Origin of the sequence: Neorhizobium sp. T7_12 (assembly GCF_002968535.1) — a bacterium.
In the GTDB taxonomy this organism is placed as follows: Bacteria; Pseudomonadota; Alphaproteobacteria; order Rhizobiales; family Rhizobiaceae; genus Neorhizobium; species Neorhizobium tomejilense.
This window is the reverse complement of sequence record NZ_PVBK01000002.1, coordinates 361,778-381,362: the sequence shown is the minus strand read 5'-3', so window position 1 is coordinate 381,362 and position 19,585 is coordinate 361,778. Positions and strand designations below refer to the sequence as shown.

Genomic DNA, 19,585 nt, shown 5'->3' with positions numbered 1-19,585 from the left:
GGTTCCTCACTTCTTTTCCATGACACATTGCAGCGGATGCTGGTGTTGCCGGGCGAAGTCCATGACCTGGGACACTTTGGTTTCCGCTACTTCATATGTAAATATTCCGCATTCCCCCACGCCGTGATTGTGCACGTGGAGCATGATACGCGTCGCCGCCTCCCTGTCCTTCTGAAAGAAACGCTCCAGAATGTGGATGACGAACTCCATCGGCGTATAATCGTCATTCAGCAGCAGTACGCGGTAGAGGTTGGGCTTCTTTGTTTTCGGCTTCGTGCGCGTGATGACCGAGGTACCGCGATTTGCGTTGTCTCCGTCGCCACCCTTTTCAGCTTGCATCAAGATCGGCAGTGCGATCATCTTCATTCATTCCCCAGTCATCCGGCGGGTTCGTCCGAATGGCCGAACGGCCGGACTTTAGTCTTCCTAACTTAGTTCATTGAACGCGGATTTTAAGCCCCCTTTGCGGCCACGCAATCACTATTACGCTAAAGAGATGATGGAACATGCCGAAAGTCGGGTATTTCCGCATTGGCATGAATCAAAAAGGCCGGCAGCGCTGAACGCCGCCGGCCTTCTATCGTGAAGGCGTCGCTTGGAGGGGCCGCTATGCGCGCTACGCGGCGTTTGCGGTCACCACGGCGGTCGACTTGGCGACCGGCGCTTCGTAGGGCTTGTAGGCCGTCTTGGCGAGATCGGCATACATGTCGGTAATCTTGGTCGACTCGGCAATGAAGCTCTCGTAAGCCGACTTCACATAATTGGTCTGGAGTTCGAACGCCGCTTCGACGCTGCGGGTGGAAGCGAGCGCCTCCACGAAACCCGTCATGTCCTGGAAGGACTTCTTGGAATAGTCGGTCGCTTCGGTGGCGATCGCCTGATAACCCTTGGCGATCTCGGAATAGCTCTTCAGCATTCCGTCCATCGCTTCCTTGCTCTTCTTGCTGGCCTCATCGAAATTGAACATCGCCGGTCCCTTTGTTCTATTCGGATGCGCTGATAGAAAGCGGCGTGCCGATAAAAGTCAAGGCTGATTTGTGCGCCGCAAAATTACTTTTGGTTGCAACAGGATTCATGCAAATGCATAGATGGATTCAGGCTTCTGATTTTGCGAAGATATATCAGCGGATCGCAGCCAGCCGTGCAAAAACGTCGCAGCCATTTCTTTCCCGGCGGTCGCTCCGCACGAATCAAAAAGCGGGCCTGTCAGCCCGCCTTGAAGTCGCGTGACCGGAACGATCAGAGATCGACCTCCAGGATCGCCATGGAAAAATTGTAAGAGCGGTCGCCATCCTCGTCATCGATATAGACGACGCCAAGAAACTCGTCGCCGAGGTAGACTTCGGCCGAGTCGTCCTTGCGCGGACGCGCCTTGACGATCGCCTGCGGATTGATCACGCGCTTGAAATAGGCGTCGAGCTTTTTGATTTCGTCCGGTTTCACGTTTCTCTCCGTCAGCGGTTCTCGGTTGCGGCGCTTTTGGCATGGGACAAAGGCGAAAGTAAAGCCGCCAGAAGTAGCCTTTGTCGCTCTTTTGCGATGTTCCATGGCGCCGATGTTCAGCGAACCCCAAACATCGGCAAGCGGCGGGCAAACGCAGACGAATCAGTCGTCGGCTCCGAGAAGCTGGTCCATCAGGCGCGACGGTTCCGAACACCCGGCGCTCCCGACCACCTTTGCCGGCACGCCGGCGACGGTGGACTTCGGCGGTACGGCCTTCAGGACCACCGAGCCCGCGGCGACGCGCGAGCACGACCCGACCTCGATATTGCCGAGGATCTTGGCGCCGGCACCGATGAGGACGCCGTTGGCGATCTTCGGATGGCGATCGGCGCCTTCCTTGCCGGTGCCGCCGAGCGTCACCCCATGCAGGATCGAGACATTGTCGCCGATGACGGCCGTCTCGCCGACCACGAGGCCGGTGGCGTGGTCGAGGAAGATGCCCTTGCCGATGCGGGCTGCCGGGTTGATGTCCGTCTGGAAGACGGACGAGGAGCGGCTCTGCAGATAGAGCGCAAAATCGCGGCGGCCGCGGTTGAACAGCCAATGCGCCAGCCGGTGCGCCTGGATTGCGTGGAACCCCTTGAAATAGAGGACCGGCTCCATGAAACGCAGGCAGGCAGGATCGCGGTCGTAGACGGCCTGAATGTCGACGCGCATGATCGCGCCCCATTCCGGCCAGTCGGCCAGCATTTCCATGAAGGTCTGGCGCAAAAGGACATCCGGAATATCCGCATGGGCGAGGCGCTCGCAGATGCGGTGCACGACGCATTCCTCGAGCGAGCGATGGTTGAGCACGGCAGAATACAGAAATGCAGCGAGCAGCGGGTCCTGCTCGGTTGCCGCGCGCGCCTCCTGGCGCAACGTATCCCAGATGGGATCCATCGTTGCGACCTGCTCCTGGCGGATTTCAGTTCTTGCGGCCATCGCCGTCTCCTCGTTTGCCGTATGGCAGAGCTTTCCAAGGCCAGTATATAGAATAAGTTTACGCCGAGACCAATGGGCGCAAAATCGCATTCCGTTGATCGTTAGAATGAAGAAACCTACGGCCTTGCGGAGAGTTCCGCGTAGAAGTCGACAACCGCCTTCTTGAACACCCGGTCGCCAACCGCGAGCATGTGGTCGCGGCCGGGAATATCGAGGGCAATCGCGTGCGGCATCAAGGCGGCCAGCTCCTGCGCGGAACCGGCGATGTCGTCCGTGGTTCCGACCCCGATCAGGGTCGGCGCGTCGATCCGCCCCATGTCCGCGCGGGTCACCAGATCCCGCGAACCACGGATACAGGCGGCCAGAGCCTCCCTGTCGCTCTTCGTCTGGTCGGCAAAGGCGCGGAACATGCGGCCGCGGGCATGGCTGACGTCCTCGAGCGAGGGGGCGAGCACGGCGTCTGCGATCGGGTCCCAATCCCCTACCCCGTCGGTCATGCCGATTCCAAGGCCTCCCAGAACCAGGGAACGTACCCGATGCGGATGGGCGAGTGCGGAAAAGACCGAGATGCGTGCGCCCATCGAATAACCGAAGACATGCGCTTCCGGGATCCTCAAGTGATCGAGGAGCGCCATCGAATCCTCGGCCATCACCCATGGCCGATAGGCTTCCGGATCGAGCGGCTTGTCGCTTGCCCCATGCCCGCGATTGTCCATGGCAATCACCCTGTAACCCGCGTCGCCCAGCGTCTTCAGCCAGCCCGGATGCACCCAGTTGACCAGCGCGCTCGAGGCAAACCCATGGATGAGCAGCACCGGATCGCCCGACGGATCGCCTTCGTCGAAATAGGCAAGATCGAGACCCTCGTGGGAAAACGTGGAGAAGGCAGGCGCGTTGAGATTCATTGGGGCAGTCCTCATTGACGCCGGGAACATAAGGGATGAACCGCGGCGTTTGAACCCGTGCCCGACACGAAATCGACGCGCCTGCGGCGGTTTTCCCACTACACAATCGCCAAGCGGGCGGCTAATGTCCGGCGCAAATCAGACACGCCGCATTCAAGTATCGGAGACCATCATGGCCGGGCACAGCATTCCCCACTTCCAGAACGACGGCGGGCATCGCTTGATCCAGATCGGCGTCAAGGAATTCATGTGCACTGGCGCTTCGGTTCCCTTCGACCATCCGCACATTTTCATCGACATGGGCGACGACAACGAGAAGGTCTGCTCCTACTGCTCGACCCTCTACCGCTACAATCCGTCGCTGAAGGCCGAACAGACCGACCCGCCAGGCTGCGTCTTCCACGTCAAGGCCGCCTGATCGGCATCTGATATGTCCATCGAAAGAGTAGCGATCATCGGTGCCGGCATGGCCGGACTGACGGCCGCACTCGCCTTCGCCCGCCACGGCATAGCCTGCGACATTTTCGAGGAGGCGGCCGCCCTGATCGAGGTCGGCGCCGGCCTGCAGATATCGCCGAACGCTTCGCACGTACTCTCCGGACTCGGCGTCCTGCCCGCGCTCGAAGCCGTCTGGACCGAGCCGGAGCGGATTGCGCTGGTTTCGGGAACGTCGCTCAGACCGCTTGCGCATGTGCCGGCCGGGCGTTTTGCCCGCGAGCGCTGGGGTGCGCCCTATGGGGTCCTGCATCGCGCCACGCTTCAACAGACATTGCTTGCCGCGGTCGAACAGAACCCGCTCTGTGGCATCCACCTGGATACTCCTGTCCGCAAGGATCCGCACGGGACGCTGGCCGAGATCACCGGCAAAACCTATCCCCTGATCGTCGGCGCCGACGGCGTCTGGTCCAATCTGCGCGCCGGCATACCGGACAGTCCGGAGCCCGATTTTTCGCGCAATGTCGCCTGGCGCTTCACGATTCCCGGCAGCGCCAGACCCGACTGGCTGGACGCGGGCCAAGTCACCGCCTTTCTCGGACCCTCGACCCATGCGGTTGCCTACCCGCTCAAGGAGATCGACGGGTTCAATATCGTCGCAATCGCCTCCGGCATCAGCCCCGGCAAGACGTGGGATGCGCAAGCCGGCGACGCGCAGCGGCGCATGCTGCTCGGCCAGTTCCATCGCTGGGACCGGCGCATCGTTCAACTGATCGAAAGGGCCGAACAGCCGACCTTCTGGCCGCTTTACGAGGTGAGTGCCGGGCGCTGGCACAACGGTCGCGACATGGTGCTGATCGGCGATGCGGCGCATGCGATGATGCCGTTTGCGGCCCAGGGCGCATCGATGGCGATTGAGGACGCGTTCGTGCTGGCAAACCGGGTAACCGGTCCCCTGCCCCTTGCGCAGGCGCTGACGGATTTCGAAAGCGAACGCATGGGGCGGATCGCCAAGGTGCGCGCCCGCGGCCTGTTCAACCGCTTCGCCTATCACGCCCGCGGCCCGATCCGGCTCGGCCGCGATATCGTCCTGTCGCTGCGTCCGCCGCAATCGCTTGCGGCGGATTTCGACTGGCTTTACGGCTTCAAGGCGCGGTGATCAGATCTCGGCCGCGGCCGCGAAGCCGATTGCCAGGTCCTTCTTGAGGTCGACCACGTCTTCGAGGCCGATCTGCAGGCGAATGACCGGGCCTTCCGGCGGCGCCTTGCGGATGGTGCGGTCCGACAGGTTGACCGGCACCGCGAGGCTCTCGTAACCGCCCCAGGAGTAACCGAGGCCGAAGAAGGAGAGCGCATCCAGGAAAGCATGCGCCTTGGCTTTCGCCTTCTCGCCCTGCGCCTTCAGCACGAAGGAGAAGACGCCGCTGGCGCCCTTGAAATCGCGCTTCCAGATCGCGTGGCCGGGGAAGCTCGGCAGCGCCGGGTGCAGGACGCGTGCGACGTCGTCGCGGCCCTCCAGCCATGTGGCGATATCGAGCGCGCTCTTCTGATGATGTTCGAGACGCACGCCCATGGTACGCAGGCCGCGCAGGATTTGGTAGGAATCATCCGGTGAGCCGCAGATGCCGAGCGCAATGCGGGCGTCCTCGAGCTTCGGCCAATGCTTGGCATTGGCCGATACCGAACCCATGATGATGTCCGAGTGGCCGGACGGATATTTCGTCGTCGCATGGATCGACACGTCGGCGCCGAAATCGAGCGGCCGGAAATAAAGCGGCGTCGCCCAGGTATTGTCCATCGTGACGACGCAATCGTGCCGGTGGGCCACCTCAGCGATCGCTCGGATATCCTGCATTTCCATAGTGTTGGAACCCGGCGCCTCGGTATGGATCAATCTGGTGTTCGGCTTAATCAGAGCTTCGATACCGGCGCCGATTTCCGGATCGTAATACTCGACCGCGACGCCGAGGCGCGTCAGCATCGTGTTGCAGAAATGACGGCATGGCGCGTAGACGGAATCGACGATCAGCGCATGGTCGCCGGCCGAGAGATAGGCGAGAAACGGCACCGAAATCGCCGCCAGTCCCGAGGGAACGAGGATGGTCCCGGCCGAGCCTTCCAATTCGTCGAGTGCCGCGCAGAGCGCATCGGTCGTCGGCGTGCTGCGGGTTCCGTATGTGTATTTCTGGGCCCGCTTCTCCATCGTTGCCGCGTCGGGAAACAACACGGTCGAAGCGTGAACGACTGGCGGATTGACGAAACCGTGGTAGTCGGACGGGTCGTTGCCCATATGGGCGAGACGCGTGTTGGGGCCAGCGCCGGTGAACAGGGACTCGTTCGTCTTTTTCATGTCGGGGAGAGCTTTCGTTGGCAATTGAGGCGCAAAGTTTTGCCGCCGGAGCAAGGCCCGGTCAACCCCGCGAAAGGAGCCTGAAGCAGAGACATCAGGTCGCCTGCCACATCACGGAAAACGCACCTCTTTTGATCACGCGCTGCCCAAACTTTAAGTAAATGAGCGTTTTCTGAGCCGGGTTAACGAATTTACCTCATTTCAGACGCAATTCGAAAAGGCGACACTTGACCCTGCGTTGTTTTGCGAATGAGATAGCGGCGCCTGCACCGGGAGGGTTCGCGGGCGGCCGGCCGTATTCGATAAGACAGGGGAGCGGCCCGGTTCCATCAAGTCACAGAAAACCACAGATAAAGGTTGGGAAAATGAAAAAGACGCTTCTGTCAGCCGCGATTGGCGCAGCGGTCCTTGGCTTCGCATCGGCGGCATCGGCCGCCACGCTTGATACCGTCAAGTCCAAGGGTTTCGTTCAGTGCGTCGTCAACACCGGTCTCGCCGGCTTTGCCGCACCGGACGCATCGGGCAACTGGTCCGGCTTCGACGTTGACTACTGCAAAGCCCTTGCTGCTGCCCTTTTTAATGACGCAACGAAGACCAAATACACCCCGACCACCTCGCAGACCCGCTTCACGGCACTGCAGTCGGGCGAAGGCGATGTCCTCTTCCGCAACACGACCTGGACGATCAACCGCGATACCGCTCTCGGCTTCAACTTCCGTACCGTGAACTATTACGACGGTCAGGGCTTCATGGTACCGAAGAGCCTCAACGTGAAGTCGGCTCTGGAGCTTTCCGGCGCTGCCGTCTGCGTTCAGTCCGGCACCACCACCGAGCTCAACCTCGCCGACTACTTCAAGGCCAACAAGCTTGAATACAAGCCGGTCGTCTACGAAAAGCTGCCGGAAGTGAACCAGGCCTACCAGGAAGGCCGTTGCGACGTTTACACGACCGACCAGTCCGGCCTCTATTCGCTGCGCCTGTCGCTTTCGAACCCGGATGAGCATATCATTCTGCCGGAAATCATCTCCAAGGAGCCGCTCGGCCCGGCCGTTCGCCAAGGCGACGACCAGTGGTTCGACATCGTTTCCTGGACGCATTACGCACTGGTGCAGGCTGAAGAATTCGGCATCACCAAGGCCAATGTCGACGACATCCGCAAGTCCTCCACCAACCCGGACGTCCGCCGCTTCCTCGGCATCGAGAAGGATACCAAGATCGGTACCGACCTCGGCCTGACCAACGACTGGGCCTACAACATCATCAAGGCCGTCGGCAATTACGGCGAAGTGTTCGAGCGCAACATCGGCCAGAACACCCCCCTCAAGATCCAGCGTGGCCTGAACGCGCTCTGGACCAAGGGCGGCCTGCAATACGCTCCGCCGGTTCGTTAATCGGCCAGACCAAGACCGGATAAGGCGGCCGCTGCCGCCTTATCCCCCGGCATAAAAGAAAAACGCATAAAAAGAAAAAGACCTCAAAAATGAGGTCACAGGGGAAAAGGCCAGCATGACAGATCACGCTGCAATTGCGCCTTCCGAAGCGCGAACTCTCAGATCCTACGTTTACGACCCCAAGATCCGGGGTATTTTTTTCCAGGTCCTCACGCTCGTTATCGTCGTCGGCATCGGCTGGTCGATTTTCGACAACACCGTCGCCAACCTTGCGCGTTCAGGTACAGCTTCCGGGTACCAGTTCCTGAAAGGCCGCGCCGGTTTCGACATCGGCGCCTCGCTGATCGACTATTCAAGCGATTCGACCTACGGGCGCGCCATCCTCGTCGGCTTCCTCAATACGATCCTGGTGGCGTTCTTCGGCATCATCACCGCCACGGCCATCGGCTTCATCATCGGTATCGGCCGTCTTTCGAAGAACTGGCTGATCGCGAAGCTCTGCACCGTCTATGTGGAAGTCTTCCGCAACATTCCGGTGCTGCTGATCATCTTCTTCTGGTACAAGGGCGTGCTTTCGTCACTGCCGCAGGTTCGGGACTCGCTCAAACTGCCGCTCGGCATGGTGCTCAACAACCGCGGCCTCGCCTTCCCGAGACCCGTCTGGGGCGATACCGCATGGGTAATCCCCCTTGCGTTGCTGGTTGCCATCGTTGCGACGTTCATCGTGGCGCGCTGGGCAAAACAACGGCAGATGCGGACCGGCCAGCAGTTCCACACGATCTGGACGGCCATCGGGCTGATCGTCGGCCTACCGGTCCTCACCTTCCTTGCCGTCGGCGCTCCGCTGACGTTCGATTTTCCGATCGCCGGCCGCTTCAACCTGTCGGGCGGATCCGTGATCGCGCCGGAATTCGTGGCCCTCTATCTGGCTTTGTCCTTCTATACGGCCTCGTTCATCGCCGAGACGATCCGCGCCGGCATCCGGGCCGTCGCCAAGGGGCAAAGCGAAGCGGCGGCAGCACTCGGATTGCAGCCCGCCACCACGACCCGCCTCGTCGTCGTGCCGCAGGCGATGCGCGTCATCATCCCGCCGCTCACCAGCCAATATCTCAACCTCACGAAAAACTCGTCGCTCGGCATTGCCGTCGGGTTTCCGGAATTGGTCGCCACCGGCGGCACGACGATGAACCAGACCGGACAGGCAATCGAAGTGGTGTCGATCTGGCTCGTCGTTTATCTCAGCATCAGTATCACGACCTCGCTGTTCATGAACTGGTTCAACGCCAAAATGGCCCTGGTGGAGAGGTAAGATCATGAACACGAAAAACCTTGCCTATGTCCGCCCGGAGATGATCGCCCCCGCGCCCGCTCCGCTCAGCACCAGGAGCGCCTCGGGCTGGATCCGCATCAACCTTCTGGCCACACCGAAAGACGCCGCGCTGACGATTCTTGCGGTTGCCCTCCTGGTCTGGATCCTGCCGGGCATGATCAACTGGCTGTTCGTCCAGGCGGCGTGGTTCGGGACCGACCGCTCGTTCTGCACCACCGCCGTGCAGGGCGGCATCAAGCCGAACGGCTGGAGCGGCGCCTGTTGGGCGTTTGTCGGCGACCGCTTCCAGCAATTCATGTTCGGGCGTTATCCGATCGACGAGCGCTGGCGGCCGATGCTGGTGGCGATCCTGTTCATCGCCCTTCTCGTGCCGGTCCTGATGCCGAAGCTGCCTCGCAAGGGCCTGAACGCGCTGCTGCTCTTCGTCGGCCTGCCGATCGTCTCATTCTTCCTGCTGCATGGCGGCGTGTTCGGGCTCCAGAAGGTCGAAACCCCGCTCTGGGGCGGCCTGATGGTGACGCTGATCCTCTCCTTCGTCGGCATCGCCGTCTCCCTCCCCGTCGGCATTCTGCTGGCGCTCGGACGACGCTCGACGATGCCGGTGATCCGGGTCATCTGCGTCACCTTCATCGAGGTCATCCGCGGCGTGCCGCTGATCACGGTGCTGTTCATGGCGAACGTGATGCTGCCGCTCTTCCTGCCGACCGGCTGGACGATCGACAACTTCCTACGCGCGCTGGTAGGCGTGGCGATCTTCGCCTCCGCTTATATGGCAGAAGTCGTTCGCGGCGGCCTGCAGGCCATTCCGAAAGGACAGTTCGAAGGCGCAGATTCGCTCGGCCTCAGCTACTGGCAGAAGATCCGGCTGATCATCATGCCGCAGGCGCTGAAACTGGTCATCCCGGGCATCGTCAACACCTTCATCGGTCTTTTCAAGGACACGTCGCTGGTGTCGATCATCGGCATGTTCGACCTTCTCGGGATCGTACAGCTGAACTTCACCGACACGACCTGGATCAGCCCCGTCACTCCGATCACGGGCCTCATCTTCGCAGGCTTCATCTTCTGGCTGTTCTGCTTCGGCATGTCGCGCTACTCCGCCTTCATGGAACGGCACCTCGACACCAACCTGAAGCGATAGCCGACCTGAAGCTGTGCCTAGCCACAAACGAAAACTAAGGGGATATAAATGGCAGACGCCCAACCCAAAAAAATGACCGTCTCGGCTACCGACGTTGCCGTCGAAATCATCGGCATGAACAAGTGGTACGGCGATTTCCACGTGCTGCGCGACATCAATCTGAAGGTGATGAAGGGCGAACGCATCGTCATCGCCGGCCCGTCCGGCTCCGGCAAGTCGACGATGATCCGCTGCATCAATCGTCTTGAGGAACACCAGGCCGGCAACATCATCGTCGACGGCATCGAGCTTACCAACGACCTGAAGAAGATCGACGAAGTGCGCCGAGAAGTCGGCATGGTATTCCAGCACTTCAACCTCTTCCCGCACCTGACGATCCTGGAAAACTGCACGCTCGCGCCGATCTGGGTCCGCAAGATGCCGAAGAAGCAGGCGGAAGAGATCGCCATGCATTATCTCGCCCGCGTCAAGATCCCGGAACAGGCCCACAAATATCCGGGCCAGCTCTCCGGCGGCCAGCAGCAGCGCGTCGCGATCGCCCGCTCGCTATGCATGAAACCGAAGATCATGCTGTTCGACGAGCCCACCTCGGCGCTCGACCCGGAAATGGTCAAGGAAGTGCTGGATACGATGGTGAGTCTTGCGGAAGAAGGCATGACCATGCTGTGCGTCACCCATGAAATGGGCTTTGCCCGCCAGGTCGCACACCGGGTGATCTTCATGGACCAGGGCCAGATCGTCGAACAGAACTCGCCGGCGGAATTCTTCGACAACCCGCAGCACGAGCGCACGAGGCTCTTCCTGAGCCAGATCCTGCACTGACAGCTTTACGGGATGGGCACGCAATCATGGGGCGCTTCGGCGCCCCATTTTCGTTTCACCAGCGGTTCGTTTCACCAGCGGAAGGAATAACGAGCATTGACGCTGGTGACCGGTTCGGGCGCATCCGAGGTGCGGTCGAGCGCGCCGGTGACCGTCATGTACCGGCCGAGCATCTTCTCGACGGCGACGCCTGCTCCGAGCGTGCGAAACCCGTCGCTGCCGCTTGCCCGCCCGACCAGCGCCGTGCTGCTTGGGCTATGCGACAGGCGAACCGACTGGCTCGCATCAAGGCCGAGCCATTCTCCCGAGGCGCCGTCATACCGCAGGCCGTAGCTGCTGCGCCTCTCGATATCGATCGTCGGCGTGGCGATTTCCTTTTCGTAATAATTCATGGTGATCCCGGCGCTGCCGGTATTGCCGTCGAGATCGACACCGACGCCGCGGTTCAACTGATAGGCCGGCGTCTGGATCTTTTCCGCCGTGAAATTGCTCCAGAACTTGATGGGCGTATCCAGCGGAGTTCCGCTCGTGGACGTATCGACGCCCATCGACACGCCGGCCTCGGTTTCGAGCCGGGTCGGCAGCTTGAGGCCGAGCTTGACGGCGTAGCTGGTGTCGGAACTGCGGATCGGGTTCCAGATCAGTGGGGTGTCTTCCGCAAACCCCGGACCGGCCGTCAAAAAACACGCAAGCGCCAAAACAGCGCCAGCGGACGATATCCTTTTCATATGAATCCCACTCGAAGCTCAAAACAAGCAAAGGGTCCGGGCAGTTCGAGCTGCCCGAATGAAAACCATTTCAATGTGTTGGAGGCGTTTTCCGAGGGCCATGGCCGCTCAATCGCCGATCTGTCTTCCGCTCGCGTGACGCCACGGAACCGACAACGCCCATCATACGAAACAATGCGGCAATTCCGAATCCTCAATGCGGCAAGAATGGGGTTTCGTGGCCCCAGCCACTTCGGCGGCGACGGCGGGCGGTTTCAGGTGTTATTCAAAACGCTCGTCTATGTGTTCCACCGACGCCGATATGACATTGTCGATGACGACGTGGGACAGAAGCATCGGCCCTACGGCCCAAAGCGCTCGCATATGATCGGTATCCTCATGTCGGCGATGTGCTTCCTCGCTGGTAAAAGCCTCCGTGAGCAGGAGCTTGTCGGGATGATCCGGCATCGGGACCAGTTCGATGTAAAGGCAATCGGGGTCGAGCCGGCTTTTCTCCAGATGATCACGCGCCGCCTCGAGATATTGCTCGCGCTTGCCGGGCTTGGTTGTGAAAAATCCGATGATGCATTTCATCTTCCCCTCCCAAGGCAGAGCCGCGCCGACCGGCGACGGGTCGGAGATACGGCGGCTTGGAGTATAGGCACACACACAGCTCAGGAACAAATCGCATGGCATCGCGTTCAAGGCGGCATCCTATCAAGCGGAGAGCGAACAGATGAACCTTAAGCTCGCATTGGGCGTGGCACTTGGCCTGGCCTGCATACCGATGGCGGCCGAAGCCCGGTCGGATTTGCGGCTCTACGGAGCCGTGCCTGTGGAAAGCAGCCCTCAGCTCATGCAGGCCTACAACAGGGCGCTGGCGCGATGCCTCCCCGAAGCTGGTCTGGCAGAGGCCGGAGCGATCGCTGAGGCCAGCCTGCCTGCGGTGCGGCTGCGGGGTTGTTTGTATCGCAAAGGGTTCTTCTACCGGGGCGTCTATGCATACCCGGTGGCCATGTCCGTCTACCGCGTTAGGTAGTCGCGCGGATCAGCTGGAAGGGTCCGGGCATCCAGGTCGGACAGATCAAGCTTGGCGACCCCTGCAGGACTCGAACCTGCGACCTGCTGCTTAGAAGGCAGCTGCTCTATCCAGTTGAGCTAAGGGGCCGATCTCGGCAGCGGCGCCCGGGAAAGCCCGAGCGGCTCAAAAATCAATGCGTCCAGGGCTGGGTGCGGCTGAAGCGGAAATTGTCGGTGTAGGAAACGATCTGGCGGTTCGGATCCTTCGGCTGGATGACGCGGTATTCGATGCCTTCGCGCTTGGCATAGGCTTCCGCCTGTTCCTGGCTTTCGAACGTCAGCCGAACCTGCTGCTTCATGTCGCCGGAGGATGTGTAGCCAAGGATCGGATCGATGCGGCGCGGCTGTTCCTGGTCGAATTCCAGCACCCAGAGATGGGTCTTGGCCTTGCCGGACTGCATGGCGGTCTTTGCGGGACGATAGATCTTGGCGGCCATTCCTGTAACGCTCCATGGAATGGAACGGATAAGGAGCCTCACCTAAAAGCGTGGTCGGAGTGGAGAGATTCGAACTCCCGACCCTCTGGTCCCAAACCAGTGACCAGTACGCTCCAGGTGACGCTACACTCCATTCCAACGTTCCGGAAACGTCGGTTGATCCCCGTTCGTTCCCGTGTATTTCCGTTGTTTCGGTGGCGGCTCGGTGGCGGTAAATCCGCTCTCAAAACGCCGACCGAAACGGTTGTCCTTCAATGCCCCGACTCCCCCCGCAAGTCAAGCAGCGTCCGCCTCGGCGAGCTGGCGGTCACGCCTTGTCACCGATCCCACTCGGGGTTTGCCGCTGAAGGTCTTTTTGACGGTGAGTATTCACCTGGGATCACGTACTTGTATAGTGCGATACCGACCCCAAGCAGGCTTACCGTGGTGAGCAGGACCGCGAAGCTTAACATATGGGAAAATCCTGACGATGCTGCGCTCACGCGTTTTCCTCCAGCTAACAGTGGATCGCATCTCGAACTGCGAATTCGAGAATTGATTAGCGACGGAGCCGGAGAGATTTTCCAGTACGCAACGGTCACCGTTTGCGTAACAACACGCGCCGGCGGCCGGTTGTGGTACGGCGGCAACGTCGTCAGAATGCGGGTTGAACAGGCAAAGGCAGCTCTGCGCGATCGTGGCTCCGTGTGGTGGTCGGACGGCGCTCCGGACTTCAATCGGCACTTGGCGAAGAACACTCCGTATCCAGGCTGGTTCGAGGATTGGAAGGCGAAGCAAAATGACTAATGAGGACACTGGCCCGGCGGCTTTGCGGGAGACCTACCTCCGTTATCTGGAATGCCTCAATCGGCAGGCATGGAGCGAACTTGGAGAGTTCGTCCGCGACGACGCCGTACACAATGGCCGCGCTTTCGGACTGAAAGGCTATTGCGAGATGCTGATCAAGGATTATGAGGACATTCCCGACCTATATTTTAGCGCGTCGCTCGTGGTCTGCGAGCCGCCGATGATCGCGGCCCGCCTGGAATTCAGATGTTCACCACGAGGAGTATTCCTCGGCTTGCCCGTCAACGGCCGCACGATCTCGTTCGCGGAGCACGTCACCTATGAGTTCGAGGGTTCGAAGATTGTGAAGGTCTGGTCGATCCTCGACAAGTCGGTGGTTGAACTGCAAATCGCCGGCTGACAATGGCGGGCGGCCGTCGCGCTTCGAAGAACCAACAATCTGGGTTTACAGCTGACGGTGGCTTGATGTCTGCGACCAACGTGCTTTCGTTGTCGTCCAGCCGGTCATCGGCGTGACGGCGAAGACCATCGACGCTATCGCCAACCTGCACGTGCAGGGATGCCGCTTCGGCTTTCCCTACTCCATCGACCCCATCGCGGTCAATTTCAGAGCGGTCCGGGATCTGCGGCAGAAATCCGGGGCGGCGGTTCAACCATGTAGTGCCGCTCGCCGCGCCGGCAGAGATAGACCTCCCGTTCGGGATTGGCCTCGATCGTAAAGCCGGAGCTGCGCAGCATCGCATCCATCGCCGCCTTGTTGGGGATGAACCAGTTGGTCGGATCCGCGGCGTAACGTTCTTCGACGAAGAAGAGTTTCGGGTAATCCGGCTGGTCGAAGACCGCCCATTCGGAAAACTCGTAATTCTCCTGAAGATCGGGAGCCCGCTCGTCGCCGCGCTGCAGGCATTGGAAGAGCATCCGGTCGCCAACCACGTGCTCGTGGAGAAGGTCGAGAGCCAGCAGCGGATGGCGCAGATGATAAAGCACGCCCATGAAGATCACGAGGTCGAACTTTTCGCGGAACTGGCCGACGTCATAGACCGACATCTGCCTGAACTCGATGTCGAGGCCGGATTGTTCCGCGGCAAACCGCGCCTGGGCGAGATAGCGCGGATCGGAATCGATGCCGACGACACGCCCGGCACGCCGCCGCTTCATCTCCAGGGAATAGAAGCCGGCATTGCAGCCGATATCGAGGACGCTGCGGCCTTCGAGGTCTTCGGGAATGACATGCTGGAAACCGCGCCACTTGAAGGCCGGATAATCGCCGAGGAAATGATCCGGCGCCGTCTGTACGCCACCGATCTCCATATTGTGGAACCAGGGCCCGAGCTCCGCGATCCGCCGTTGCAGGTCCTCGTGGGTTCTCCCTCTTCCAGCATCCATGGTCAGACCCTCATGCCCATTTCGGGGGAAACCGCCGGGCTCCGGACGGTACTGCGGCGCGGCTTCCTCTCCGCATCGTTCCCGACCGTCGCGATGAACCAGTCCGCGGTGTGCCGCAGGCCTTCCCGCAGCGGCACCTTCGGCTCCCAGCCGAGCAGTTCCCGCGCCCGCGAAATATCCGGCCGGCGCCGCTGGGGATCGTCCTGCGGAAGCGGCTTGCGGACCATTTTCGAAACCGTCGGCACCATGGCGAGCACCAGGGCGGCGAGTTCGTTGATGGTGAACTCGCCGGGATTGCCGAGGTTGACAGGCCCTTGCGGATTGGGATCGACATCCATCAGCGCCATCAGGCCGGCGACGAGATCGCTGACGAAGCAGAAGGAGCGCGTCTGTTCGCCGGTGCCATAGATCGTCAGCGGCTTGCCGGAAATCGCCTGGACCAGAAGATTGGAGATAATCCGGCCGTCATTCGGCTGCATGCGCGGGCCGTAGGTGTTGAAGATGCGCGCCACCCGGGCATCCACCCGTCCGCTCCGCAGCATGTCGAAGCAGAGGGACTCCGCCGCGCGCTTGCCTTCGTCGTAGCAGGCGCGCGGGCCGATGCAGTTGACGTTGCCGCGGTAGTCCTCGCGCTGCGGATGCTCGGCCGGGTCGCCATAGACCTCGCTCGTCGAGGCCTGCAGGAAGCTGGCGCCGTGCTGCTCGGCAAGCGACAGGAGATTGCCGGTGCCGGTGACGCAGGTCATCATCGTGTGGACGGGATCGGCCTGATATTGCGGCGGAGACGCGGCGCAGGCGAGGTTGTAGACTTGGTCCAGCGGCTCGTCGATGCGGTCGAACTCGCAGATATCCGCCTCGATCAGCCGGAATTCCGGATGGTTCAGCAGCGGACGGACATTGTCCTTGGAACCGGTAATATAGCTGTCCACGCAAATCACCCGATGACCGCGGGCAAGCAGGGCATCGCAAAGATGCGAGCCCACGAAGCCGGCCCCTCCGGCAACAAGAACGGTTCTGCTTTTTCCGTTTCGGGTTCTTTGAAGCATTGAGGCACTCCTTAGGCTGACAGGGATTGGATCATCGGTTCGGTGCGGGCGGATTGTTCGGGTAGGTCTTCGAGGGCGGCGGCGAGTTGGCGGGCGCGGGCAAGGCCGGTATGGTCTTTCAGGACACGAGCCTTGGCGGCCTCCGCCAGAGATCTGCGAGCGTCCTCGCCGATCTCGGTCAGCGCCTTCACCACGTCCTCCGGCTGCCTTGCGACAACGAGGGCCTCTCCATCGGGGAGAAGCTCGTCGAGGCCGCGCCAGAAGTCGCTGATGATCGGCGTGCCACAGGCGGCGGCTTCGAACAGGCGAACGCTTGGCGACCAACCGGCTGCGATCATGTCGGCCCGCGTGACGTTCAGGGTAAATCGCTGCCGGCTGTAGAAGCCGGCATGCTCGCTCGGCGGCAGATGCTCGATGCGCTGCACGTTGGCAGGCCAGTCGATGTCCTCGGGATATTGCGGGCCGGCCACCACGAAGCGTAAGTGCGGCAACCGCCTTGCCGGTTCGATCAGCAGCCTTTCGAGCGTCGGCTGGCGGTCGGCACTGAATGTGCCGAGATAACCAAGATCCCACCGGAAAGTTTCACCGGTATTTAGGTACCGGCCCGCATCGACCGAACAATAAAGGGCCTCCGCTTTCTTTGCTTCGAAACGCCGCTCCAGCCGCGTCAGGACCTCGCCGCCCGAGAAGGAAAAATAGGTGTCGAAGAGCGGGATCTGCCGGAGAGCCAGATATTCCTCGTCCACCCTTTCGAGCTTGGCAAGCGTCACCGGCGTGTCGATATCGTAGAAGCACAAACGTCTCGGCTGAAGGTCCGCCACCGCATCGATGACGCTCACGCCCTCCGGCACATAGGAGCCGATGACGACGGCGTCGGCGCGCTGGATGCGGCCGGCATAGGCCTCGATCATCTCGCCGACGTCGGAATAGTAGGCGAGTTCGCAGAAATCGGGTTCGGCCAGGTCGCGCTGGTTCGCATACCAGGGAACATCGCGCTCCAGGAACAACACGCGGTGCCCCGCAGCCTTCAGCCCCCGGATCAGCGCCCGGAAGGTCGTGGCATGGCCGTTGCCCCACGAGGACGACAGCGACAGTCCGAGGAAAACGATGTCGAGCTGCTTTGTCATTCCGCAGCCTCCATGCGAGCGCCGGCTTGGGCGCGGAGGATCGCATCCACCTCGTCTGCGCGGTGGGTGTAAGTGTGTTCGGAAAGCACCCGGGCCAACGCCCTCTTTCCGATTGCCTTTGCCCTCTCCGGCGTCAGGCCGGACAGGATCTCCGCCACGTCCTGACCGTCGCGGGCGACCAGAACCTCCTCGTCGGGCTTGAGAAAAAGGTCGATGCCTTCCCAATAATCGGTGATCAGGCACGCTTCGGCACCGGCCGCCTCGAACACCCGCGTCGCCGGAGAAAAGCCGTTTTCCGCCATGCTGGAGCGGGAAATGTTCAGGACGGTCTTCGGCGTCGCGTTGAAGGCGTTGTGATCGCGGGTGGAGACGTGGCCGATGGAGCGCACGTTGCCGCTCATCGGCTTGTCTTGCCAGCCGGAACCGCCGAGCAGAAACGTCTGCCGGGGCAATCGTGCGGCAGGTTCCAAAAAGAACTGTTCGACGCGCGCCTCGCGGTCCGGCAGACGATTGCCAAGAAAACCGAGATCGGCGTTGAAACGCGGCTGTGCCGGTACCGGATGATGAGTTTCAGGATCGAGCGCATTGTAGACCGGAATGCAGTTGGCCGCCCCGAGGGCACGATAGGCGTTCACGACGGGGTCGCCGCCGCCATAGGTCAGGACGAGGTCGATCTTGCCGAGAGCCTGGCGAAGCGGATGCCCGGGCGCGGCCCGCAGTTCGGCAAGCGTCGCCGGCGCGTCCACGTCCCAGAAGATTTTCAGCGCCGTCGGCCGGGCGTTGCGAAGGACCTCTTCGAGCAGGAGGTCGTCTTCAAAACCAACCCCGCTCGCCTTGACGACGATATCGGCCTCCGCCGCCCTCACCGCGACGGCCTTCAACGCGTCGACGGTGCCGTCGTAGACGACGACCCTGCACCAGTCCGGCGGGTCGATATCGCGGTTCTTCTGGCGGTCGTAGACGTCCGGTTCGTAGAAGGTGATGTCGTAGCCTTTTTGCGCCAAGGCCCGCAGGAGGCCGCGGTAATAGGTGGCAGCACCGTTCCAGTAAGCGGAGACGAGGCTCGATCCGTAAAAGGCGATCTTCATTCGGCGGCCTCCCTTGCTGCCAGTTTGCCGGTAACCCGTTCGGTGCCGCATTGGCTCAGGATGAAGAGCAGTTCATCGACCCGGTGGCGGCAGGTGTGGCGGGCGCGGATGGTTGCCAGGCCGGAGGCGGTCAGGGATTCCGACAGATCCGGATCGGACAGGACATCGCGCATCAGGCGCGTCATCTGCTCGCCATTGCGGGCGACGAGGTAATCGGTCTCCGGGCGAAAGAGATTTTCGGCGTCGTTCCAGGGGGCGGAAATCAGGGGGATGCCGCAGGCAAGCGCCTCGAAGACACGGATCGTCGGAATGCCCGGCAGGTTTTCGACATAGGGCCGTCGCGGAATATGGACGGTCGCTTTATGCCGTGCGAAAGCGAGCGGTGCCTCGGCATTGGCAATCCAGCCGCCATAGGCGATCCCGGCCTGGCTGAGCGCTTCCAGCGCCTGCTCCGGATACCGCACTCCGCGCACCGTCGCGTCGAGTTTCAGCGCCTTGACGGGGCGAACCAGAAATTCCATGATCTCGGCGGACCGTTCGTCGTCGCCCCAATTGCCGATCCAGATGAGATCGCCCGTCCTGGCGATTTCCGGCCGCGGATGGAACAGCGTGTCGTCCGCAGCCTCATGCCAGGTGAAGACGGCCCTGCCCCAGCCCGCCTTGAGATAACGCTGCCGCAACGTCTCGCCAAAAGCCAAAACCGCGTCGTAGTCGGCTAACTTCAGACCGGCGATATCGCTTTCGGCCGAAACGGCCCGGTGATGCGTATCGTGGAAGATCAGCGTGAACCTGCCGCCGTTGCGCCGGATCCTTCCGATCCGCTCCACAAGCTCCGGCTCGGTCCATTCGTGGACAACGACCACATCGGCGTCGGCGATCGCGGCCTCGTGGTCGAAATCGCCGTCATAGATCTGCGACGTGAGTTCAGGAAATGTCTCCTGGAATGTCTGGACCGCGACAGAGCCCTGCTCCTTCAGGAGGTTGGCACGGCTCCAGGAATCCTGCGGCTCCAGCGCAAGCGCCTCATGGCCGCGGCGGATCAGGTCGCGCATGACGCCTCGGAGAAAATGGGCGTTTCCGTGATTCCAGTCGGAAATCAGGGAATGGGTGTAAAAAATGAACTTCAT

The 19,585-nt window shown here is 61.3% G+C and carries 23 protein-coding genes and 2 tRNA genes; 9 read left to right on the top strand and 16 right to left on the bottom strand.

The features are described 5' to 3' along the window. Positions 1-6 precede the first annotated feature (6 nt). Together clpS and C5J26_RS07835 are read right to left on the bottom strand one after the other, a co-directional pair. Positions 7-360, bottom strand: coding sequence for an ATP-dependent Clp protease adapter ClpS (gene clpS / locus C5J26_RS07840; RefSeq protein ID WP_007758328.1), 354 nt, complete (start codon positions 358-360; stop codon positions 7-9). 256 nt (positions 361-616) lie between these two features. Next, the gene (locus C5J26_RS07835) at positions 617-967 is read right to left on the bottom strand and encodes a phasin family protein (protein WP_105401239.1); all 351 of its coding nucleotides are present in this window, start codon (positions 965-967) and stop codon (positions 617-619) included. Between the two features lie 11 nt (positions 968-978). Between C5J26_RS07835 and C5J26_RS32580 the strand changes: the two genes are divergently transcribed. Further along, entirely contained in the window at positions 979-1,230 is a 252-nt protein-coding gene (locus C5J26_RS32580) for a hypothetical protein (RefSeq protein ID WP_172745778.1), read from the top strand. 9 nt (positions 1,231-1,239) lie between these two features. On the opposite strand, the gene C5J26_RS07830 is transcribed toward C5J26_RS32580, so the two are convergent. From C5J26_RS07830 to C5J26_RS07820, 3 genes are all read right to left on the bottom strand, one after another. Then, on the bottom strand, positions 1,240-1,443 hold the full coding sequence (locus C5J26_RS07830) for a DUF3126 family protein (protein ID WP_037088580.1): 204 nt from the start codon (positions 1,441-1,443) through the stop codon (positions 1,240-1,242). 162 nt (positions 1,444-1,605) lie between these two features. Then, positions 1,606-2,427, bottom strand: a complete 822-nt coding sequence (cysE, locus tag C5J26_RS07825; RefSeq protein ID WP_046637726.1) for a serine O-acetyltransferase — start codon at positions 2,425-2,427, stop codon at positions 1,606-1,608. A gap of 116 nt (positions 2,428-2,543) precedes the next feature. Beyond that, positions 2,544-3,332, bottom strand: a complete 789-nt coding sequence (locus C5J26_RS07820; protein ID WP_105401238.1) for an alpha/beta fold hydrolase — start codon at positions 3,330-3,332, stop codon at positions 2,544-2,546. Between the two features lie 172 nt (positions 3,333-3,504). Between C5J26_RS07820 and C5J26_RS07815 the strand changes: the two genes are divergently transcribed. Together C5J26_RS07815 and C5J26_RS07810 are read left to right on the top strand one after the other, a co-directional pair. Further along, complete coding sequence (locus C5J26_RS07815) at positions 3,505-3,750, top strand: zinc-finger domain-containing protein (RefSeq protein WP_007758304.1); 246 nt, start codon at positions 3,505-3,507, stop codon at positions 3,748-3,750. Between the two features lie 12 nt (positions 3,751-3,762). Further along, positions 3,763-4,926 carry an FAD-dependent monooxygenase gene (locus C5J26_RS07810; RefSeq protein WP_105401237.1) on the top strand — a complete coding sequence of 388 codons (1,164 nt, stop codon included), beginning with the start codon at positions 3,763-3,765 and terminating at the stop codon, positions 4,924-4,926. On the opposite strand, the gene C5J26_RS07805 is transcribed toward C5J26_RS07810, so the two are convergent. Next, complete coding sequence (locus C5J26_RS07805) at positions 4,927-6,117, bottom strand: cystathionine beta-lyase (RefSeq protein WP_105401236.1); 1,191 nt, start codon at positions 6,115-6,117, stop codon at positions 4,927-4,929. A gap of 365 nt (positions 6,118-6,482) precedes the next feature. Here C5J26_RS07805 and C5J26_RS07800 point away from each other — a divergent pair, with 365 nt between their 5' ends. The 4 genes from C5J26_RS07800 to C5J26_RS07785 all read left to right on the top strand — a co-directional run bounded on the left by C5J26_RS07800 (position 6,483) and on the right by C5J26_RS07785 (position 10,801). After that, on the top strand, positions 6,483-7,508 hold the full coding sequence (locus C5J26_RS07800; RefSeq protein WP_105401235.1) for an amino acid ABC transporter substrate-binding protein: 1,026 nt from the start codon (positions 6,483-6,485) through the stop codon (positions 7,506-7,508). Positions 7,509-7,623: 115 nt separating this feature from the next. Further along, complete coding sequence (locus C5J26_RS07795; protein ID WP_105401234.1) at positions 7,624-8,817, top strand: amino acid ABC transporter permease; 1,194 nt, start codon at positions 7,624-7,626, stop codon at positions 8,815-8,817. 40 nt (positions 8,818-8,857) lie between these two features. Continuing rightward, entirely contained in the window at positions 8,858-9,979 is a 1,122-nt protein-coding gene (locus tag C5J26_RS07790; RefSeq protein ID WP_371681903.1) for an amino acid ABC transporter permease, read from the top strand. A 48-nt stretch (positions 9,980-10,027) separates the two neighbouring features. Continuing rightward, positions 10,028-10,801, top strand: a complete 774-nt coding sequence (locus C5J26_RS07785) for an amino acid ABC transporter ATP-binding protein (RefSeq protein WP_046637733.1) — start codon at positions 10,028-10,030, stop codon at positions 10,799-10,801. A gap of 71 nt (positions 10,802-10,872) precedes the next feature. Here C5J26_RS07785 and C5J26_RS07780 read toward each other — a convergent pair whose 3' ends face one another. Together C5J26_RS07780 and C5J26_RS07775 are read right to left on the bottom strand one after the other, a co-directional pair. After that, the gene (locus C5J26_RS07780; RefSeq protein ID WP_172745777.1) at positions 10,873-11,529 is read right to left on the bottom strand and encodes a hypothetical protein; all 657 of its coding nucleotides are present in this window, start codon (positions 11,527-11,529) and stop codon (positions 10,873-10,875) included. A 261-nt stretch (positions 11,530-11,790) separates the two neighbouring features. After that, positions 11,791-12,204 (bottom strand): putative quinol monooxygenase, encoded by a 414-nt coding sequence (locus C5J26_RS07775; RefSeq protein WP_245437403.1) that lies wholly within the window; start codon positions 12,202-12,204, stop codon positions 11,791-11,793. 40 nt (positions 12,205-12,244) lie between these two features. Here C5J26_RS07775 and C5J26_RS07770 point away from each other — a divergent pair, with 40 nt between their 5' ends. Further along, positions 12,245-12,547, top strand: coding sequence for a hypothetical protein (locus C5J26_RS07770; protein ID WP_105401231.1), 303 nt, complete (start codon positions 12,245-12,247; stop codon positions 12,545-12,547). Positions 12,548-12,599: 52 nt separating this feature from the next. Here C5J26_RS07770 and C5J26_RS07765 read toward each other — a convergent pair. The 3 genes from C5J26_RS07765 to C5J26_RS07755 all read right to left on the bottom strand — a co-directional run bounded on the left by C5J26_RS07765 (position 12,600) and on the right by C5J26_RS07755 (position 13,158). Further along, a tRNA-Arg gene (locus tag C5J26_RS07765) sits at positions 12,600-12,676 on the bottom strand. Positions 12,677-12,719: 43 nt separating this feature from the next. Next, the gene (locus C5J26_RS07760) at positions 12,720-13,025 is read right to left on the bottom strand and encodes an ETC complex I subunit (protein WP_037084467.1); all 306 of its coding nucleotides are present in this window, start codon (positions 13,023-13,025) and stop codon (positions 12,720-12,722) included. 51 nt (positions 13,026-13,076) lie between these two features. Next, positions 13,077-13,158, bottom strand: a tRNA-Pro gene (locus tag C5J26_RS07755). Positions 13,159-13,803: 645 nt separating this feature from the next. On the opposite strand from C5J26_RS07755, the gene C5J26_RS07745 reads away from it, so the two are divergent. Further along, positions 13,804-14,211, top strand: coding sequence for an ester cyclase (locus C5J26_RS07745; RefSeq protein WP_105401229.1), 408 nt, complete (start codon positions 13,804-13,806; stop codon positions 14,209-14,211). A gap of 206 nt (positions 14,212-14,417) precedes the next feature. Here C5J26_RS07745 and C5J26_RS07740 read toward each other — a convergent pair whose 3' ends face one another. From C5J26_RS07740 to C5J26_RS07720, 5 genes are read right to left on the bottom strand one after another with little or no spacing between them, the layout of a single operon-like run. Continuing rightward, complete coding sequence (locus tag C5J26_RS07740) at positions 14,418-15,197, bottom strand: TIGR04290 family methyltransferase (protein ID WP_105401228.1); 780 nt, start codon at positions 15,195-15,197, stop codon at positions 14,418-14,420. A 2-nt stretch (positions 15,198-15,199) separates the two neighbouring features. Next, entirely contained in the window at positions 15,200-16,243 is a 1,044-nt protein-coding gene (locus C5J26_RS07735) for a UDP-glucuronic acid decarboxylase family protein (RefSeq protein WP_105401227.1), read from the bottom strand. 11 nt (positions 16,244-16,254) lie between these two features. Beyond that, entirely contained in the window at positions 16,255-17,370 is a 1,116-nt protein-coding gene (locus C5J26_RS07730; protein ID WP_105401226.1) for a glycosyltransferase, read from the bottom strand. Then, positions 17,367-18,458, bottom strand: a complete 1,092-nt coding sequence (locus tag C5J26_RS07725; protein WP_105401225.1) for a glycosyltransferase — start codon at positions 18,456-18,458, stop codon at positions 17,367-17,369. The genes C5J26_RS07730 and C5J26_RS07725 overlap by 4 nt, the downstream gene beginning before the upstream one ends. Next, positions 18,455-19,585: a glycosyltransferase gene (locus C5J26_RS07720; protein WP_105401224.1), complete on the bottom strand. Its 1,131-nt coding sequence runs from the start codon at positions 19,583-19,585 to the stop codon at positions 18,455-18,457. Before C5J26_RS07720 ends, C5J26_RS07725 begins: the two co-directional genes overlap by 4 nt.